Below are 16,383 nucleotides of genomic sequence, written 5' to 3'. Positions count from 1 at the left end.
ATGATTTTAGTAGCAGGGATATAGAAACTGCTACAGCATTAACAGGGGAGGGTAATCTTCGTGGAAGAACTGTTCAGCTTTTTTAACAAGCCGAAAGGGCCGCTTGTTTTTGACAAGGTTAAAATTTCCCTTGCGTCACCGACAAAGATACTTGAATGGTCCCACGGTGAGGTAAAAAAACCCGAGACCATTAACTACCGTACCTTTAAGCCGGAAAGGGACGGATTATTCTGCGCCAAGATATTTGGGCCTGTGAAGGATTACGAGTGTAATTGCGGGAAGTATAAACGCATGAAACACCGTGGTGTGGTCTGTGAAAAATGTGGTGTTGAGGTTATTCAGTCCAAGGTACGTCGTGAGCGTCTGGGTCATATCCAATTAGCTGCTCCGGTTGCACATATCTGGTTTCTCAAGTCATTGCCTACCAAGATTGGGTCAATACTGGATATGACTCTCAAGGAGTTGGAACGGATCCTGTACTTTGAATCTTATGCAGTTGTCCGTTCTCATGTGGAGAGTATCCCAGCGGGTAGCCTGCTTAATGAGGAACAGTATCAGGAAGCGCTGGAACAGTTTCCCGGTGAATTTGAGGTCGGTATCGGTGCTGAAGCTATTCAGGATATGCTCAAGGGACTGGATCTGGTTGAACTCTCTCTTCAACTCCGTCAAGAGATGAAAGAGACCGGATCAGTCACCAAGCGGACTAAGCTTGGCAAGCGCTTGAACGTTGTTGAGGCCTTTCGTGATTCTGGTAATCGTCCTGAATGGATGATTCTGGAAGTTGTTCCAGTCCTGCCCCCTGACCTCCGTCCCTTAGTCCCTCTTGAAGGCGGACGTTTTGCCACTTCTGATCTTAATGATCTGTACCGACGGGTCATTAACCGGAATAACCGCTTAAAACGTCTTCTTGAGCTGGATGCGCCGGATATCATTCTCCGTAATGAAAAGCGCATGCTTCAGGAGGCTGTGGATGTTCTTTTTGATAACGGACGCCGTGGTCGCACCATTACCGGACCCAATAAACGGCCTCTGAAGTCCCTGTCTGACATGCTCAAAGGAAAGCAGGGGCGTTTTCGTCAGAATCTGTTGGGTAAACGTGTTGACTACTCTGGTCGTTCCGTTATCGTTGTTGGCCCTCATCTCCGCCTCCATCAATGCGGACTGCCCAAGAAAATGGCCCAGGAGCTTTTTAAGCCCTTTATCTATAATAAGCTTGAATCTTTGGGCTATGTGACCACCATCAAGAGTGCCCGTAAAATGGTGGAAAAAGGTGCTAAAGAGGTGTGGGATGTCCTTGATGATATCGTACGTGAGTATCCAGTTATCCTGAATCGTGCTCCGACACTGCATAGATTGGGTATGCAGGCCTTTGAGGTGGTTCTGATTGAAGGAAAGGCTATTCAGCTTCATCCCTTGGTCTGCTCTGCCTTTAATGCCGACTTTGATGGTGATCAGATGGCGGTTCATCTGCCCCTGTCTGTGGAAGCCCAGGTTGAGGCCAGGGTTTTGATGATGTCCACCAATAATATTCTGTCTCCAGCCAGTGGCAGCCCGGTTATTATTCCCAGTCAGGATATAGTTCTTGGTCTGTATTATATGACCAGAGAACGGTACGGCGTTGCTGGTGAGGGAGCAGTTTTCAGCTCTCCTGACGAGGCCCGTATGGCCTATGATCATAATGCTGCCCACCTCCAGGCCAGAGTAAAGGTCCGTTTGAAAGGCGAGCTGGTTGAAACAACCATTGGAAGAATAATCGTTGGTGAACTGCTTCCTGACAGTATTCCCTTTGCTGTGGTCAACAAAGAGCTCTCTAAAAAAGAATTGGGATTTCTTGTCGATTATACGTATCGCCATGCTGGCACCAAGGATACTGTTATTCTGGCTGACCGCCTGAAGGATATGGGCTATGAACAGGCGACCAGAGCTGGAATCTCCATCTGTATTAATGATATGAAGATTCCGGTGAACAAAGAAGAGTTTGTTGAAGAGTCTGGGAGAAAAGCAGCCGAGGTTGATGAACAGTATTCAGGCGGTTTAATTACAGACGGAGAAAAATATAATAAGATTGTTGATATCTGGTCAAAGGCCACAGACAAAATCACCCAGGAAATGATGGAAGAGATGTCTGTAGATTACGTTAGGGATAGTGAAGGTAAGTTACGTGACTTAAAGAGTTTTAACTCTGTTTATATTATGGCTGACTCTGGTGCCCGTGGTTCCAAAGATCAGATCAGGCAGCTGGCTGGTATGCGTGGTTTGATGGCCAAACCTTCTGGTGCCATTATTGAGACCCCGATTAAGGCAAATTTTCGGGAAGGCCTCTCTGTGCTGGAGTACTTTATTTCTACTCACGGTGCTCGAAAGGGTCTTGCGGATACTGCGCTGAAAACTGCGAACTCCGGTTATCTGACCCGACGCCTGGTTGATGTTGCCCAGGACTCAACTATTGTGGAAAAGGACTGCGGCACCATGCGCTATACCGTTGCTGAGCCGCTTCTTGATGGTGGTGAAGTTATTGTTCGTATTGGTGAGCGAATCCTTGGCCGTGTTGCCAGTGATGATATTGCTGATCCGCAAACCGGTGATATAATTGTTGAGATGGATGAGGAAATCACCGAGGAAAAAGTTGAAGCCATTGAAGCTGCAGGTATTGACAGGGTTCGGATTCGGTCTGTTCTGACCTGTGAATCACGGCGCGGAGTCTGTGCTATGTGCTATGGCCGAGACCTGGGGCGCGGTCATATGGTGAATATTGGTGAGGCTGTTGGTATCATTGCTGCCCAGTCCATTGGCGAGCCAGGTACCCAGTTGACCATGCGTACCTTCCACATTGGTGGTACAGCAAGCCGGTCTGTTGAGCAGGCTGAAATTCGCAGTCAACGTGCAGGTATTGTTCGTTACAAAGAATTGCATTCAGTAACTAATGCAGCAGGTTTTGAAGTGGTTATGAACCGCAATGCCGAGATCACTGTTGTTGATGAGCAGGATGTGAATCGAGAGCGGTTTTCTGTTCCTTACGGTGCGGAAATAAAGGTACCAGACGGTGCCAGAGTTGAGCCTGGCACGGTGATTGCGGATTGGGATGCCTTTGCTATTCCCATTGTTGCTGAGGCTGCTGGTCGCATCAAGTACGGCGATGTGATTGAGGGGGATACCATGCAAGAGCGCGTTGATCAGGTAACTGGTAAGGTTTCCAGGGTTATTATTCACGCTACTACTGCCAAGCATTCCAGCCCGAGAATTTCGCTCAAAGACGGAAGGGGACGTACTGTTAAACTGCCGGGTGTGGAGCATGATGCTCGCTATCCGCTGCCAGTTGGCTCAATTATCGCCGTTGATGAGGGAGATGAGGTTCCAGCCGGTACTGTGGTAGCGAAAATTCCGCGTGAAACCACTAAGACCAAAGATATTACCGGTGGTTTGCCCAGGGTAGCTGAACTTTTTGAAGTACGAAAACCCAAAGAGCAGGCCATTGTCACGGAAATTGATGGTCGAATCAGCTTTGGTAAGGAGCTTAAAGGTAAGCGCCGGGTTGTTGTGACCCCTGAAACCGGTGAGCCAAGAGAATATCTGATTCCAAAAGCCAAGCATGTTACCGTACATGCAGGTGATTATGTCAAGGCTGGTGATGCTTTGATGGATGGATCAATTCTTCCTAACGATATTCTCAAAATTAAAGGCGAGGAAGAGCTGGCTCAGTTCCTTGTTGATGAGATCCAGGAGGTATATCGTCTCCAGGGGGTCAAGATCAATGATAAGCATATTGAGACCATTGTGCGCCAGATGTTGAAGAGGGTGCGGATTACTGACCCAGGCGATACAAAATTTATGCTTGATCAGTTGACAGAAAAATGGATGTTCTATGATGAAAACAGAAGGATAATGGAAGAAGGGCTTCAGCCCGCTTCAGCCGAGCCTCAGTTACTGGGTGTCACCAAGGCATCATTATCTACAGACTCCTTTATTTCAGCTGCCTCCTTTCAGGAGACAACCAAGGTTCTGACCAATGCTGCTATGGCTGGCAGGGTGGATACCTTAGACGGGTTAAAGGAAAATGTCATTATGGGCCGTCTGGTTTCTGCAGGAACAGGTTTGTCGAGATATAAAATTAATTAGATATGTGTTTTTTAGTCTTGACTCTCCTGGTTAAAGATGATATATAATCTGCCTATTGCTTTTTGTGCAGATAGGTAGTGTACAAATTATTGAAAAGGTAAAGGAAAGATGCCTACTATTAATCAGCTCGTTAGAAAAAGAAGGAAGAAGCAGGTCAAGCGTTCTGATACGCCTGCGTTGCAGAACTGTCCGCAGAGGCGTGGTGTCTGTGTCCGTGTTTATACAACGACCCCTAAGAAACCAAATTCGGCTTTGCGTAAGGTTGCAAGGGTAAGGTTGACAAACGGGATTGAAGTTACCTCGTACATACCTGGGATAGGGCATAATTTGCAGGAGCACTCCGTTGTTTTGGTTCGTGGTGGCCGTGTGAAGGATTTGCCTGGTGTTCGTTATCACATTGTGCGCGGTACGTTGGATGCGTTGGGTGTGAGTGATCGTAAACAGGGCCGGTCTAAGTATGGCGCAAAGCGTCCTAAATAACTTAAATAGTGATACTGATCGGGGTGTAAGGCTATGCCGAGAAAGAAGTTGCAAAGCAAGCGTGCTGTTGAAGCTGATCCGAAATATAATTCTGTTTTGGTGTCCAGGTTTACAAATGGCCTGATGCTGAATGGGAAAAAGACTTTAGCCCGCCGTATGTTTTATGATGCGATGGCTATTGTAGAGGAGAAGCTTTCCGAGGAAGAACCTTTGGCTGTTTTCGAGGCAGCTATGGAAAATGTTCGTCCCAGAGTTGAGGTGAAGAGTCGTCGGGTTGGTGGTGCAACCTATCAGGTTCCTGTTGAGGTTCGTCCTGACCGTCGTAATGCCTTGGCTATACGTTGGGTTATCGGTTTTGCGAAAAGTCGTTCCGGTCGTTCTATGGCTGATAAGCTCGCTGCTGAATTGGTTGATGCCTATAATAAGAGAGGCGCATCCGTAAAGAAGCGTGATGATACCCATAAAATGGCTGAGGCAAATAAAGCCTTTGCTCATTATCGCTGGTAGCGTCTGTTTCTCTTTTGGCTGAGTAGGTAAGCTAAGAAAAAACATGTAGGGTGACCAGTGGCTGATAGTGGCGCGTTATCCCGTGTGCGTAATATTGGGGTAATGGCCCATATAGACGCGGGAAAGACAACAACAACAGAGCGGATCCTTTATTATTCGGGTCGCTCTCATAAAATAGGCGAAGTTCATAATGGCACAGCTGTTATGGACTGGATGGAGCAGGAACAGGAGCGCGGAATAACTATTACGTCCGCTGCTACAACCTGCAAGTGGGCTGGCTGTCGGGTTAATATTGTAGATACTCCAGGTCATGTCGATTTTACCGTAGAAGTTGAGCGGTGCCTGCGAGTGCTGGACGGTGTAGTGGCTGTGTTTTGTGCGGTTGGTGGTGTTGAACCCCAATCGGAAACGGTTTGGCGGCAAGCAGATCGTTATAGTATACCACGCATCGCTTTTATAAATAAAATGGACCGTGTTGGCGCAGATTTTGACAAGGTGGTTGCAGAGATAGAAGAGTCTCTAGCAGCTGATCCTGTTGTTCTTGCCCTGCCATACGGTAGTGAAGAGACTTTTTCTGGGACTATCGACCTTATAGAGCAGAAGCTTTATCGGTATAATGAAGATGACAAAGGTGGAACAGTTCATGAAGAAGAGATTCCTGATGATATAAGAAGCACATCTTCGGCCGCCCGTATGAGGCTCCTCGAGAAGTTGGCCGACTTCGATGAGGGGATCATGGAAAAATATCTGGATGAGCAAGAGATCTCTCCCGGTGAGATTCGCAAGGCGTTGCGAGATGCAGTGATCGCCTTGCAATTGGTTCCAGTGCTATGTGGCTCTGCCTTCAAGAATAAAGGCATACAGCCATTGCTTGATGCAGTTGTCTGGTACCTGCCCTCACCCGTAGATGTCCCCCAGGTTGAGGGGGAGGACAAGAACGGTGCGCCGCTTGTCCGCAAACTGGAGCGGAGTGAAAAATTTTGTGGCTTGGTTTTTAAGCTGCAATCAGACCCTTTTATTGGCAATCTAGCTTTCATCAGAGTCTATTCTGGTGAGCTGAAGGTCGGTGATAAGGTCTTTAATCCGTTGAAGCGGAAACAAGAAAAGATCGCAAAATTAATTAAGCTTCATGCCAATAAGCGTGAAGAGGTTCAAGTGATTGGTGCCGGTGATATTGGTGCTGTTGTTGGGTTGAAATTCACGATGACAGGTGATACCCTTTGTTCGGCTGGCGACTATATCGTTTTGGATACCATGGAATTTCCTGAGCCGGTTATTGGCGTTGCTATTGAAGCACGTAGTAAGGCTGATGAAGCCAAGCTAGCTGAAAGTCTTGAGAAGATAGCCTGTGAAGATCCCAGCTTTCGCATAACCCTGAATGAAGATACGGGTCAGCAGATTATTTCTGGAATGGGTGAACTTCATTTAGAAATAATTGTTGATCGCTTGATCAAAGAGTTTAAGGTTTCCGCCAATGTGGGAACCCCACAGGTTGCCTATAAAGAGACAATTACTTGCGAGGCTTCAGGGGAAGGTCGTTTTGAGACCCAAGGCGGAGCAAAAGAACAGTACGGAGATGTTATTCTTGCGTTAAAACCATCAGAACGGGGATCCGGTTTGCAGTTCATCAGTTGCGTTGATGAGAGACAGATTCCAAAAGAGTTTCTTGCAGCCGTTGAAAAAGGCGTTCGTGATTCCTTTGATTCCGGCCCATTGATTGGCTACCCTCTTACTGATGTGGAGGTACAGCTTGTTGATGGTTCCTATGATGAGGAGAACTCTACAGAGATGGCCTTTGGGGTTGCGGCTACCTTGGCATGCAGAGAAGCAGTAGCAAAGGCAGAGCCAGTTCTTCTTGAGCCTGTTATGGCTGTTGAAGTAGTGACCCCGGATGAGAATCTGGGCGATGTAATTAATGATTTAAACAAAAAAGGTGCTCAGGTTGATGGGGTTGCAGCGGAAAGAAACGTACAGGTAGTGAAAGCAAGTGTGCCGCTTTGTAAGATGTTCGGTTATTCAACAAGTCTACGCTCAGCAACACAGGGAAGAGCAACCTTCAGTATGCAGTTTAAGGCATTTTCAGAGGTTCCGGCAAAACAGGCCGAGGCCATTATACATAAGATTCGAGGCGTTTGATTTAAGAGCAAGAGGTAAGGCAGATGGCTAAAGAGAAGTTTGAGCGGACGAAGCCGCATGTCAATGTTGGAACCATTGGTCATGTTGATCATGGTAAGACTACCCTGACAGCGGCTATCACACGAGTGCTGGCAACCAAAGGGCAGGCTGATTTTACAGATTTTAGTGCTATTGATAAGGCACCGGAAGAAAAAGAGCGTGGAATAACCATTGCAACCGCTCATGTTGAATATGAGAGCACAGGGCGTCATTATGCCCATGTAGATTGTCCTGGTCATGCCGATTATATCAAGAACATGATTACCGGTGCTGCTCAGATGGACGGCGCAATTCTTGTTGTAGCTGCTACTGATGGTCCTATGCCGCAGACTCGTGAGCATATCCTGCTGGCGCGTCAGGTAGGTGTTCCGGCTATTGTAGTTTTTCTGAATAAATGCGATCAGGTTGATGATGAAGAGTTGATTGAGTTGGTTGAGATGGAGCTTCGTGAGTTGCTTGATAACTATGAGTTTTCTGGTGACGATACCCCGATTATTCAAGGTTCTGCGCTGGAGGCTCTGGAGCACCCTGAAGATGAAGGAAAGGCCAAGTGTATCTGGGATCTGATTGAAGCTGTTGATACCTGGATTCCGCAGCCTGAGCGTGATGTTGATAAGCCCTTTCTGATGCCGGTTGAGGATGTGTTCTCTATCTCCGGTCGTGGTACTGTTGCAACCGGTCGTGTGGAGAGTGGTATAGTTAAGGTGGGTGATGAGATAGAAATCGTCGGTATTCGCGAAACACAGAAGACCACCATTACCGGGGTTGAGATGTTTCGTAAGCTTCTTGATGAGGGACAGGCTGGCGATAACATCGGAGCTTTGCTGCGCGGAACCAAGCGTGAAGAGATCATTCGTGGACAGGTATTGGCAAAGCCAGGTTCTATCACCCCGCATAAGAAGTTTAAAGCAGAGTGCTATATTCTGACCAAGGAAGAGGGTGGGCGTCATACCCCGTTTTTTAACGGTTATCGGCCCCAGTTTTATTTCCGTACCACTGACGTAACAGGCGTTTGTACGCTTGAAGAAGGTGTGGAGATGGTTATGCCTGGCGATAATATTCATATCACGGGAGAATTGATAACGCCTATAGCTATGCAGGAAGGACTTCGTTTCGCTATCCGTGAAGGCGGTCGTACAGTAGGTGCTGGCGTGATCAGCGAAATTATTGAGTAAGAGGAAAACATGATCCCCACAGATAAAATTCGCATCAGGCTGAAAGGGTATGATTATAAGTTACTTGATCAGTCAACTCGTGAAATAGTAGAAACAGCCAGAAGAACCGGTGCAACAGTTGCCGGTCCGATTCCGTTACCTACAAGTATCAATAAGTATACAGTATTACGATCACCACATGTGGACAAGAAGTCACGTGAGCAGTTTGAGATGCGAACTCACCGGCGGTTGCTTGATATTCTTGAGCCGACCCAGCAGACAATAGATTCATTAATGAAGCTTCAGCTGTCAGCCGGTGTTGATGTGGAGATCAAGCTGCCGTAGCCACTCTTTGTTACAACGTGCCAAAGATCAGATCAGCGTGAATCGCTTTGAATAGAGTTAGCATACAGGTAAACAAATGCCGAATACAAATGGAATACTGGGGCGGAAAGTTGGAATGACCCGAGTCTATAATGAAATGGGACGGTCAATTTCTGTTACCGTGATAGAAGCTGGCCCCTGTAAGGTATTGCAGAAAAAAACTGTGGGTAAGGAAGGCTATAATGCCATCCAAGTCGGTTTTTTGGAGAAAAAAGAGTCCAGATTGAACAAACCCGAAGCCGGACATTTTAAGCGATCAGGTGGAGCCGGGTACTATCACATCCGGGAATTTCGCGTAACTGAGCCGGACACCTATGAGATCGGTCAGGAGATCACTTTGGCTGAGGTTGTAAAGATAGGAGATCGTATCAATATTACCGGGAAGACAAAAGGGCGTGGCTATCAGGGTGTTATGAAACGATACGGCTTCGGAGGTGGTAAAGCCTCTCATGGTTCTGGTTTTTCTAGGGCTCCTGGTTCAATTGGTTGTAGTGCATATCCTGGACGCGTGCTCAAGGGAAAGAAGCTGCCGGGACACATGGGGACTGATAAAAAAACAGTAAAAAACCTGACAGTAGTTGATGTTCGTGAAGATGAGAACATCCTGCTGGTTCAAGGTGCGGTCCCCGGCGCTAAAAACGGTTTGGTCAGCATTTATACCAAGGCCTAAGTGCTTAAGGTGTCTGCAAGGAGATACTCATGTCAGTTTGTGATGTAGTGAATACCTCGGCTGAAAAGGTCGCGGAAATTGAAGTAAACGATAATTTGTTCGGTGTCGAGGTCGATACAGGAATACTCCATGAGGTAGTCTGTATGCAGCGTGCCAATAGACGCCGGGGAACCGCCTCGACAAAGACCAGAGGAGAAGTTCGCGGTGGTGGTGCCAAGCCGTGGCGACAGAAAGGTACAGGCAGGGCCAGGGCAGGAAGTAATAATTCTCCGATATGGCGTGGAGGTGGAACCACCTTTGGTCCTAAGCCGAGAGATTACAAATACTCATTGCCGAAAAAGGTTCGTCGATTAGCTCTCAGGATGGCTCTTTCTGCCCGTATGGGTGAAGGTAATGTGGTTATCCTTGATAAGTTTGCAATGGATGCACCCAAAACGAAGAAATTCGTCAATGTCATGAAAAACTTTGATTTTGACCAATGTCTTATTGTGACTGATGACGAGAGTCAAAATCTTCAGCTTTCTGTACGCAATGCAGTGGGGTATAAGACCTTACCTGTTGCCGGACTGAATGTGTATGATATTTTAAAATATCCGAAATTGATGGTAATCCAGTCAAGTCTGGAACAGCTTGAAACGAGGCTGATGGTATGAAAGAACTCCATAGTATAGTGAAGAGCCCTTGTTTGACCGAAAAATCCAGTCGTCTGCAGGAAGATGACGGAACAATTGTTGTCAAAGTTGATCCAAGAGCAAATAAAATAGAGATTGGTCAGGCAATTGAGCAATTATTTGATGTGAAAGTAGCTGCTGTCAGAACCTCTATGGTGCGCGGTAAGAAAAAAAGGGTTGGGCTGAAATCTGTCGGAAGAACCAGTGACTGGAAAAAGGCTTACATCACTTTGTCTGAAGGTGAAATTGATTTTCTTGCTGAGCTGTAGGTAGACCGAATCCTTTTTATTTTGGACGAGTAAGACTGTAAAGCTTTAGATAACGGAAGGAAAAATGGCAATTAAGACCCATAAACCGACATCACCGGGCAAAAGACATCATGTATCGATTCTGCAGTCCGATCTCTCTGATAAAGGACCGGAAAAAAGCCTTCTTGCGCCTTTGAAAAAATCCGGTGGTAGAAATAACTATGGAAGGATCACCTCAAGGCATAGAGGCGGCGGCTGTAAGCGCCGGTACCGCATCATTGATTGGAAACGCAATAAGACTGATATAGCGGCCAAGGTTACAACAATTGAATACGATCCGAATAGATCTGCAAATATTGCACTTTTAACCTATACGGACGGTGAAAAGTCGTATATATTGGCTCCAGCCGGAATTCAGGTTGGTGATCTTTTGATGGCAGGCAGTGAAGCGGACATCAAGCCGGGTAACTACATGCCAATGAGTAGCATCCCTTTGGGTACCATTATTCATAATGTCGAGATGAAAATCGGCAAAGGTGCGCAGATGGTTCGCTCTGCCGGGGCCGCAGCACAGCTCATGGCAAAAGAAGGTGATTATGTTCTTGTGAAACTGCCTTCAGGTGAAGTTCGTAAATTTAACAAGCAATGTCGAGCCTGCATCGGTGCTGTAGGAAACTCAGAGCACGGAAGCCAGAAACTCGGTAAAGCTGGACGTTCCCGGTGGAAAGGACGGCGGCCTTCAGTTCGCGGCGTGGCAATGAATCCCATTGATCATCCTATGGGAGGTGGTGAAGGAAAGAGTTCTGGTGGACGACATCCATGTACCCCTTGGGGGATGCCGACCAAGGGCTTTAAGACTCGGAAGCGTAAAGGTTCTGATCGCGATATCGTGACCAAGCGCAACGTAACCAAGCGCAAGTAAATCAGGAGAATTTTACAATGCCACGTTCAATTAAAAAAGGTCCTTTTATTGATGAGCACCTGTTGAAAAAGGTGGAACAGACCCAGGAGTCCGGGTCTCGTAAAGTCATTAAAACATGGTCCAGACGCTCAGACATCATTCCAGATATGGTGGGGCTTACCTTTGCTGTTCATAATGGCAAGAAATTTATTCCGGTGTATGTTTCGGAGAATATGGTCGGCCATAAGCTCGGCGAGTTTTCTCCTACCAGAACCTATTACGGTCATGCAGCAGACAGAAAAGGCAAGCGATAGAAGCAGCTTGTAATTATCTGCTCCGAATAACACCTATCCTCCTCTTGAGGGGAGGGGTAAATAAACATGAAAGTTGAGTCGGGCAACTCTGAGGAGTTACCCGTTGCTTTCATTTGACGATTACGATCAGGAGTCAGACGATGGAAACGAAAGCCGTCGCTAAATATATACGAATATCTCCGCAAAAGGCGAGGCTTGTTGCTGATGTTGTGCGGGGCAAAGATGTTGATACTGCGCTCACCACCCTGCGGTTTATGCCGAAAAAGGCAGCAAGAATTATCAGTAAGGTGCTGGGATCCGCAGTTGCGAATGCTGAGCAGGCTGAAACCATTGATGTGGATACCCTCTATATAAAAGAGATTCAGATCAATGGGGGACCGATGCTGAAAAGGTTTCGACCCCGTGCTATGGGAAGGGCCACCAGAATATTGAAACGGACCAGCCACATTACGGTGGTTGTTGATGAGGCCTAATTTAGGGCCGCTCTTGAGTCTTTGAGATTAACTGTATAGGGAAACGGAGGGATACCTTGGGACAGAAAGTCAATCCCATAGGACTGCGGCTCAACATTACCAGAACATGGGATTCGATCTGGTACGCTGATAAAGAATATGCCGCCAACCTGTATCAGGATCAACAGATACGGAAGTATCTGAAGAAAAAATTGTACCATGCTGGAATTGCACGTATTGTTATTGAGCGTACCGGTGAAAAGGTACGGGTGAAGTTGCATACAGCACGTCCGGGTATAGTTATTGGTAAGAAAGGGGCTGAGATTGAAAATCTAAAGTGCGACCTTGAGCAGAAGTTTGGCCGGGAGTGCATGGTTGACATTCAGGAAGTACGCCGCCCTGAAGCTGATGCACAGCTTGTTGCTGAAAGCATTGCTACCCAGTTGGAGCGCCGTATTGCCTTTCGAAGGGCTATGAAGAAGTCTATAAGCTCAGCCCTTCGTTTTGGAGTAAAAGGAATCAAAATTTCTTGCGCTGGTCGTCTTGGCGGAGCTGAAATGTCCAGAACAGAGTGGTTTAAAGAAGGGCGTGTGCCCTTGCACACACTTCGTGCGGATATTGATTACGGTACTGCTGAAGCCAGTACAACGTATGGAATAATCGGTGTAAAAGTGTGGATCTTTAAAGGCGAAGTATTAGCAGAGAGTGAAATATCTCAGGACTAATCAGTGCAGAGATAATATCGAACAGGTGTTATAAAAATGTTAAGTCCACGCAAGGTAAAACATAGAAAACAGCATAAGGGCAGAATGCGGGGAGAAGCACAGCGCGGATCTCAGATAGCATTTGGCGATTATGCGTTAAAGGCTGTAGGTTGCGGTCGCATGACTGCTCAGCAGATTGAATCCGCGCGTATTGCGATTAACCGTAAAGTTAAGCGTGGTGGTAAGATGTGGATTCGGGTTTTTCCGGCAAAATCAATTACCAAGAAACCTGCTGAAACCCGTATGGGTAAAGGTAAAGGTTCTCCTGAGTATTGGGTATCTGTTATTCAGCCTGGAAAAATCCTTTACGAGCTGAAAGGTGTTCCTGAGAATGTTGCAAAAGAAGCTCTGATGCTGGCTGGCTATAAGCTGCCGTTTCCCACCAAGGTTATTATAAGGAGAGACAGCGTATGAAGGCAAGTGAATTACGTCAGATGACTGGCGCGGAGCTGAACAAGAAAGAGCTTGATCTCCGTGAAGATCTCTTCAAGCTCCAGTTTCAACATAAGATCAGATCTTTGGAGAATCCAGCTCGATTGCGTCAGATTCGTAAAGATATTGCACGGGTACAGACCATCTTGACTGAACAGGCACAGGCGTAAGGGCCTGTCAGAATAATTACAGCATTGGATCATAAGATGACTGAAGAGCACAGGCCTAAAAAGACACAGTTAGGTTATGTAAAAAGTAACAGCATGGATAAAACGATCGTCGTTCTTGTTGAGCGAAAGATCCGTCATAAACTGTACGGGAAATATATTCGTCGTCATGTGAAATATATGGCCCATGATGCAGTGAATGAATGTCAAGTTGGAGATACTGTACTTATAGAAGAATGCCGTCCGCTTTCAAAGAATAAGCGCTGGTTTGTTAAACAAGTTGTCCAACGCGCTGTTTAAGGGATGACAGCTTTAAGGGATCTTCTCTTTGACAGGAACGATTTAATCAGGTGATACCATGATTCAGACAGAAACACTGCTGAATGTCGCAGACAACTCTGGAGCCAAGAAGGTACTCTGTATCAGAGTGCTGGGCGGGAGTAAGCGTCGCTATGCGAGTATCGGCGATGTCATAGTAGTAACAGTAAAGGAAGCTATACCGCATGCTAAGGTCAAGAAGGGTGATGTACTTGATGCAGTTGTCGTGCGGACATCCAAGGCGATCAGCCGTCCAGAGGATACCACTGTTCGCTTTGATGATAATGCGGCAGTTTTGCTTTCAGGAAGCGGTGATCCGATAGGAACACGTATTTTCGGCCCGATTGCCCGTGAATTACGGTCACTTGGATTTATGAAGATTATATCGCTTGCACCGGAAGTACTGTAGAGAGACGCTTACTGATGCACATTACGACACGAGGTAGGAAGATGCGGCAGGGACAGACAAGTTTACTGATAAATGACCAGGTAGAGGTAATTACTGGTAAAGATAAAGGTCGGGTTGGTAAAATACTAAAAATTGACAGAGCAGCTCATCAAGCGGTTGTTGAACGCATCAATATGATCACAAAACATCAAAAGCCTGCTGGTGAACAGCAACCAGGCGAGATCATTAACCGTGAGGCTTCCATTCACATTTCAAATCTTATGCTTGTCTGCCCTGAATGCGCAAAAACAGTGCGAATCGGTAAGAAGATTCTTGAGGATGGAGTGAAGGTTCGGATGTGTAAGAGCTGTGGTGCTACCCTGGAAAAATCCACGAAGTAAGTAATCTGCTGCTGATTACGGAACGGAGAAAATGATATGGGGACAATGAAAGAACGGTACGAGAGTGAGTGTAAACCACAGCTCCAGGAAAAGTTCGGCTATTCAAATGCGTTAGAAGTACCCAAGGTTGAGAAAATAGTTCTCAATATGGGATTGGGTGAAGCTGTCCAGAACCCAAAGATTGTTGAGAAAGCTGCTCATGAATTAACATTGATTGCCGGGCAAAAGGCGGTAGTCACGAGAGCCAGAAAATCCATTGCTACCTTCAAATTACGTGAAGGAATGCCCATTGGGGCTCGTGTTACCCTGCGCCGGGAGAAAATGTACGATTTTTTGTCAAAGCTTATCAATATTGCTCTTCCACGGGTTCGGGATTTTTGCGGAATATCTCCCAAGGGATTTGATGGCAATGGTAATTACTCTATGGGTATTAAAGAGCATATCATCTTCCCAGAGGTCGATTACGATAAGATTGACAAGATCAGAGGCTTGAACATTTCTTTTGTTACCAATGCCAAGACTGATGAAGAGGGACGTACCTTGCTGAAGACGCTGGGTATGCCGTTTAAAGAACAAAAAAGCAGCACTGACCAATAAGGGTTATACACAGCAGGGAGCATTCAATGGCAAAAAAATCACTGATTGCCAAAGCGGGCCGTAAACCGAAATTTAAGGTGCGCTCATATAATCGATGTCAATTGTGCGGGCGTCCACGGGCGTACCTGAGAAAGTTTGGTTGTTGCAGACTGTGCTTTCGTAAGCTTGCGTCCGAAGGAAAGGTTACCGGTGTCACAAAATCAAGTTGGTAATCCGGGCAATGAAATTTTCACAAACGACTATTTAACAGAGGTGTACGTAGATGTCTATGAGTGATCCGTTGGCGGATTTTCTAACACGTATTAGAAATGGTATTCAAGCCAACTTTACATCGGTTGATATCCCCTTGTCTAAGCTGAAGGTCAGAGTAGCTGATGTCCTGAAAAAAGAAGGATATATTGTTGATTATCATGTTGATGAGCAGGGTGTGCAGGGTACCTTGACGATAGATCTAAAATACGGTCCGAATAACGAGAAGGTAATAACCGGTATTCGCAGGGCATCCAGACCAGGTCTTCGTCAATATAAAAAGAGTGATGCAATTCCTCAGGTTATAACTGGTTTGGGCATCGCAATTTTATCGACATCTCACGGAGTGATCTCTGATCGTGAAGCAAGGAAGCTGAACGTGGGTGGTGAGCTTCTCTGTGAAGTCTGGTAACTGCTCTTTGTTCAGGAGGAACAAGTATGTCACGAATTGGAAAAGAGCCTATCACGCTTCCCAGTGGAGTGAAGGTTGAAATTGAAGGAACCCATGTCAAGGTTTCAGGTGCAAAAGGTGCTCTTGAGCGGGATTGTCGACCCGAAATTGAGATAGAGCAGAAAGATGGTCAGATTTTTTTCAAACCCAAAGGAAACAGCAAGCGAGTCCGTTCATTTTGGGGTATGACCCGTACCTTGGTACGGAATATGGTACTGGGTGTTGAGCAGGGATTTGAGAAGAAACTGGTTGTTGAAGGAGTAGGATACCGTGTAAATGTAGCTGGCAAAACACTGACGTTAAGTGTTGGCTATTCGAATCCGGTTGAATTTCCTTTGCCAGAAGGCATCGCTGCTGATGTTGATAAAAATAATCAGATTACGCTTACCGGTATTGATAAAGAATTGGTTGGTCAGACAGCTGCCAAGATCAGAGATATACGCAAACCTGAGCCCTATAAAGGAAAAGGTATACGCTATATTGATGAGCACATTGTGCGCAAAGTCGGTAAGGCCGGAGCAAAATAGTTAAGGATCAGGTGAAA

22 protein-coding genes are annotated in these 16,383 nt (G+C 46.3%); all 22 read left to right on the top strand.

Annotated features, from left to right (window positions below):
• The first annotated feature begins 60 nt into the window (after nt 1-60).
• The 22 genes from rpoC to rplF all read left to right on the top strand — a co-directional run bounded on the left by rpoC (nt 61) and on the right by rplF (nt 16,366).
• Nucleotides 61-4,116 (top strand): DNA-directed RNA polymerase subunit beta', encoded by a 4,056-nt coding sequence (rpoC, locus tag L2082_RS01310; protein ID WP_446011368.1) that lies wholly within the window; start codon nt 61-63, stop codon nt 4,114-4,116.
• Between the two features lie 108 nt (nt 4,117-4,224).
• Complete coding sequence (gene rpsL, locus L2082_RS01305; RefSeq protein WP_446008859.1) at nt 4,225-4,596, top strand: 30S ribosomal protein S12; 372 nt, start codon at nt 4,225-4,227, stop codon at nt 4,594-4,596.
• A gap of 33 nt (nt 4,597-4,629) precedes the next feature.
• Nucleotides 4,630-5,103: a 30S ribosomal protein S7 gene (gene rpsG / locus L2082_RS01300; RefSeq protein WP_446011367.1), complete on the top strand. Its 474-nt coding sequence runs from the start codon at nt 4,630-4,632 to the stop codon at nt 5,101-5,103.
• A gap of 57 nt (nt 5,104-5,160) precedes the next feature.
• Entirely contained in the window at nt 5,161-7,239 is a 2,079-nt protein-coding gene (gene fusA / locus L2082_RS01295) for an elongation factor G (protein ID WP_446008857.1), read from the top strand.
• Nucleotides 7,240-7,262: 23 nt separating this feature from the next.
• Nucleotides 7,263-8,453 (top strand): elongation factor Tu, encoded by a 1,191-nt coding sequence (gene tuf, locus L2082_RS01290; protein ID WP_446008856.1) that lies wholly within the window; start codon nt 7,263-7,265, stop codon nt 8,451-8,453.
• Nucleotides 8,454-8,465: 12 nt separating this feature from the next.
• Nucleotides 8,466-8,777, top strand: coding sequence for a 30S ribosomal protein S10 (gene rpsJ, locus L2082_RS01285; RefSeq protein ID WP_331360101.1), 312 nt, complete (start codon nt 8,466-8,468; stop codon nt 8,775-8,777).
• 76 nt (nt 8,778-8,853) lie between these two features.
• Entirely contained in the window at nt 8,854-9,486 is a 633-nt protein-coding gene (gene rplC, locus L2082_RS01280; RefSeq protein ID WP_446009870.1) for a 50S ribosomal protein L3, read from the top strand.
• A gap of 29 nt (nt 9,487-9,515) precedes the next feature.
• Nucleotides 9,516-10,139 (top strand): 50S ribosomal protein L4, encoded by a 624-nt coding sequence (gene rplD, locus L2082_RS01275; protein ID WP_446009869.1) that lies wholly within the window; start codon nt 9,516-9,518, stop codon nt 10,137-10,139.
• Nucleotides 10,136-10,426: a 50S ribosomal protein L23 gene (gene rplW / locus L2082_RS01270; protein WP_446009868.1), complete on the top strand. Its 291-nt coding sequence runs from the start codon at nt 10,136-10,138 to the stop codon at nt 10,424-10,426. The genes rplD and rplW overlap by 4 nt, the downstream gene beginning before the upstream one ends.
• A 64-nt stretch (nt 10,427-10,490) precedes the next feature.
• Nucleotides 10,491-11,327 carry a 50S ribosomal protein L2 gene (rplB, locus tag L2082_RS01265; protein WP_446009867.1) on the top strand — a complete coding sequence of 279 codons (837 nt, stop codon included), beginning with the start codon at nt 10,491-10,493 and terminating at the stop codon, nt 11,325-11,327.
• Between the two features lie 17 nt (nt 11,328-11,344).
• Entirely contained in the window at nt 11,345-11,620 is a 276-nt protein-coding gene (gene rpsS / locus L2082_RS01260) for a 30S ribosomal protein S19 (protein WP_446009866.1), read from the top strand.
• Between the two features lie 140 nt (nt 11,621-11,760).
• The gene (gene rplV, locus L2082_RS01255; RefSeq protein WP_446009865.1) at nt 11,761-12,093 is read left to right on the top strand and encodes a 50S ribosomal protein L22; all 333 of its coding nucleotides are present in this window, start codon (nt 11,761-11,763) and stop codon (nt 12,091-12,093) included.
• Between the two features lie 56 nt (nt 12,094-12,149).
• Nucleotides 12,150-12,797 carry a 30S ribosomal protein S3 gene (gene rpsC, locus L2082_RS01250; RefSeq protein WP_446009864.1) on the top strand — a complete coding sequence of 216 codons (648 nt, stop codon included), beginning with the start codon at nt 12,150-12,152 and terminating at the stop codon, nt 12,795-12,797.
• 36 nt (nt 12,798-12,833) lie between these two features.
• Nucleotides 12,834-13,250, top strand: a complete 417-nt coding sequence (gene rplP, locus L2082_RS01245; RefSeq protein ID WP_446009863.1) for a 50S ribosomal protein L16 — start codon at nt 12,834-12,836, stop codon at nt 13,248-13,250.
• Complete coding sequence (gene rpmC / locus L2082_RS01240) at nt 13,247-13,438, top strand: 50S ribosomal protein L29 (protein WP_446009862.1); 192 nt, start codon at nt 13,247-13,249, stop codon at nt 13,436-13,438. The genes rplP and rpmC overlap by 4 nt, the downstream gene beginning before the upstream one ends.
• Before the next feature lie 36 nt (nt 13,439-13,474).
• Nucleotides 13,475-13,735 carry a 30S ribosomal protein S17 gene (gene rpsQ / locus L2082_RS01235; RefSeq protein WP_446009861.1) on the top strand — a complete coding sequence of 87 codons (261 nt, stop codon included), beginning with the start codon at nt 13,475-13,477 and terminating at the stop codon, nt 13,733-13,735.
• Between the two features lie 58 nt (nt 13,736-13,793).
• Nucleotides 13,794-14,162 (top strand): 50S ribosomal protein L14, encoded by a 369-nt coding sequence (gene rplN, locus L2082_RS01230; RefSeq protein WP_446009860.1) that lies wholly within the window; start codon nt 13,794-13,796, stop codon nt 14,160-14,162.
• Between the two features lie 14 nt (nt 14,163-14,176).
• Nucleotides 14,177-14,542, top strand: a complete 366-nt coding sequence (gene rplX / locus L2082_RS01225) for a 50S ribosomal protein L24 (RefSeq protein ID WP_446011366.1) — start codon at nt 14,177-14,179, stop codon at nt 14,540-14,542.
• Between the two features lie 36 nt (nt 14,543-14,578).
• On the top strand, nt 14,579-15,139 hold the full coding sequence (rplE, locus tag L2082_RS01220; protein WP_446009858.1) for a 50S ribosomal protein L5: 561 nt from the start codon (nt 14,579-14,581) through the stop codon (nt 15,137-15,139).
• A 26-nt stretch (nt 15,140-15,165) separates the two neighbouring features.
• Nucleotides 15,166-15,351 carry a type Z 30S ribosomal protein S14 gene (locus tag L2082_RS01215; RefSeq protein ID WP_446009857.1) on the top strand — a complete coding sequence of 62 codons (186 nt, stop codon included), beginning with the start codon at nt 15,166-15,168 and terminating at the stop codon, nt 15,349-15,351.
• A 50-nt stretch (nt 15,352-15,401) separates the two neighbouring features.
• Nucleotides 15,402-15,800 (top strand): 30S ribosomal protein S8, encoded by a 399-nt coding sequence (gene rpsH, locus L2082_RS01210; protein WP_446009856.1) that lies wholly within the window; start codon nt 15,402-15,404, stop codon nt 15,798-15,800.
• Between the two features lie 26 nt (nt 15,801-15,826).
• Nucleotides 15,827-16,366 carry a 50S ribosomal protein L6 gene (gene rplF / locus L2082_RS01205; RefSeq protein ID WP_446009855.1) on the top strand — a complete coding sequence of 180 codons (540 nt, stop codon included), beginning with the start codon at nt 15,827-15,829 and terminating at the stop codon, nt 16,364-16,366.
• The last annotated feature ends 17 nt before the right edge of the window (nt 16,367-16,383 follow it).

Source organism: Candidatus Electrothrix sp., from assembly GCF_052785085.1.
Note: the sequence above shows the minus strand (reverse complement) of the source record. Positions and strands in the feature narration are given on the sequence as shown.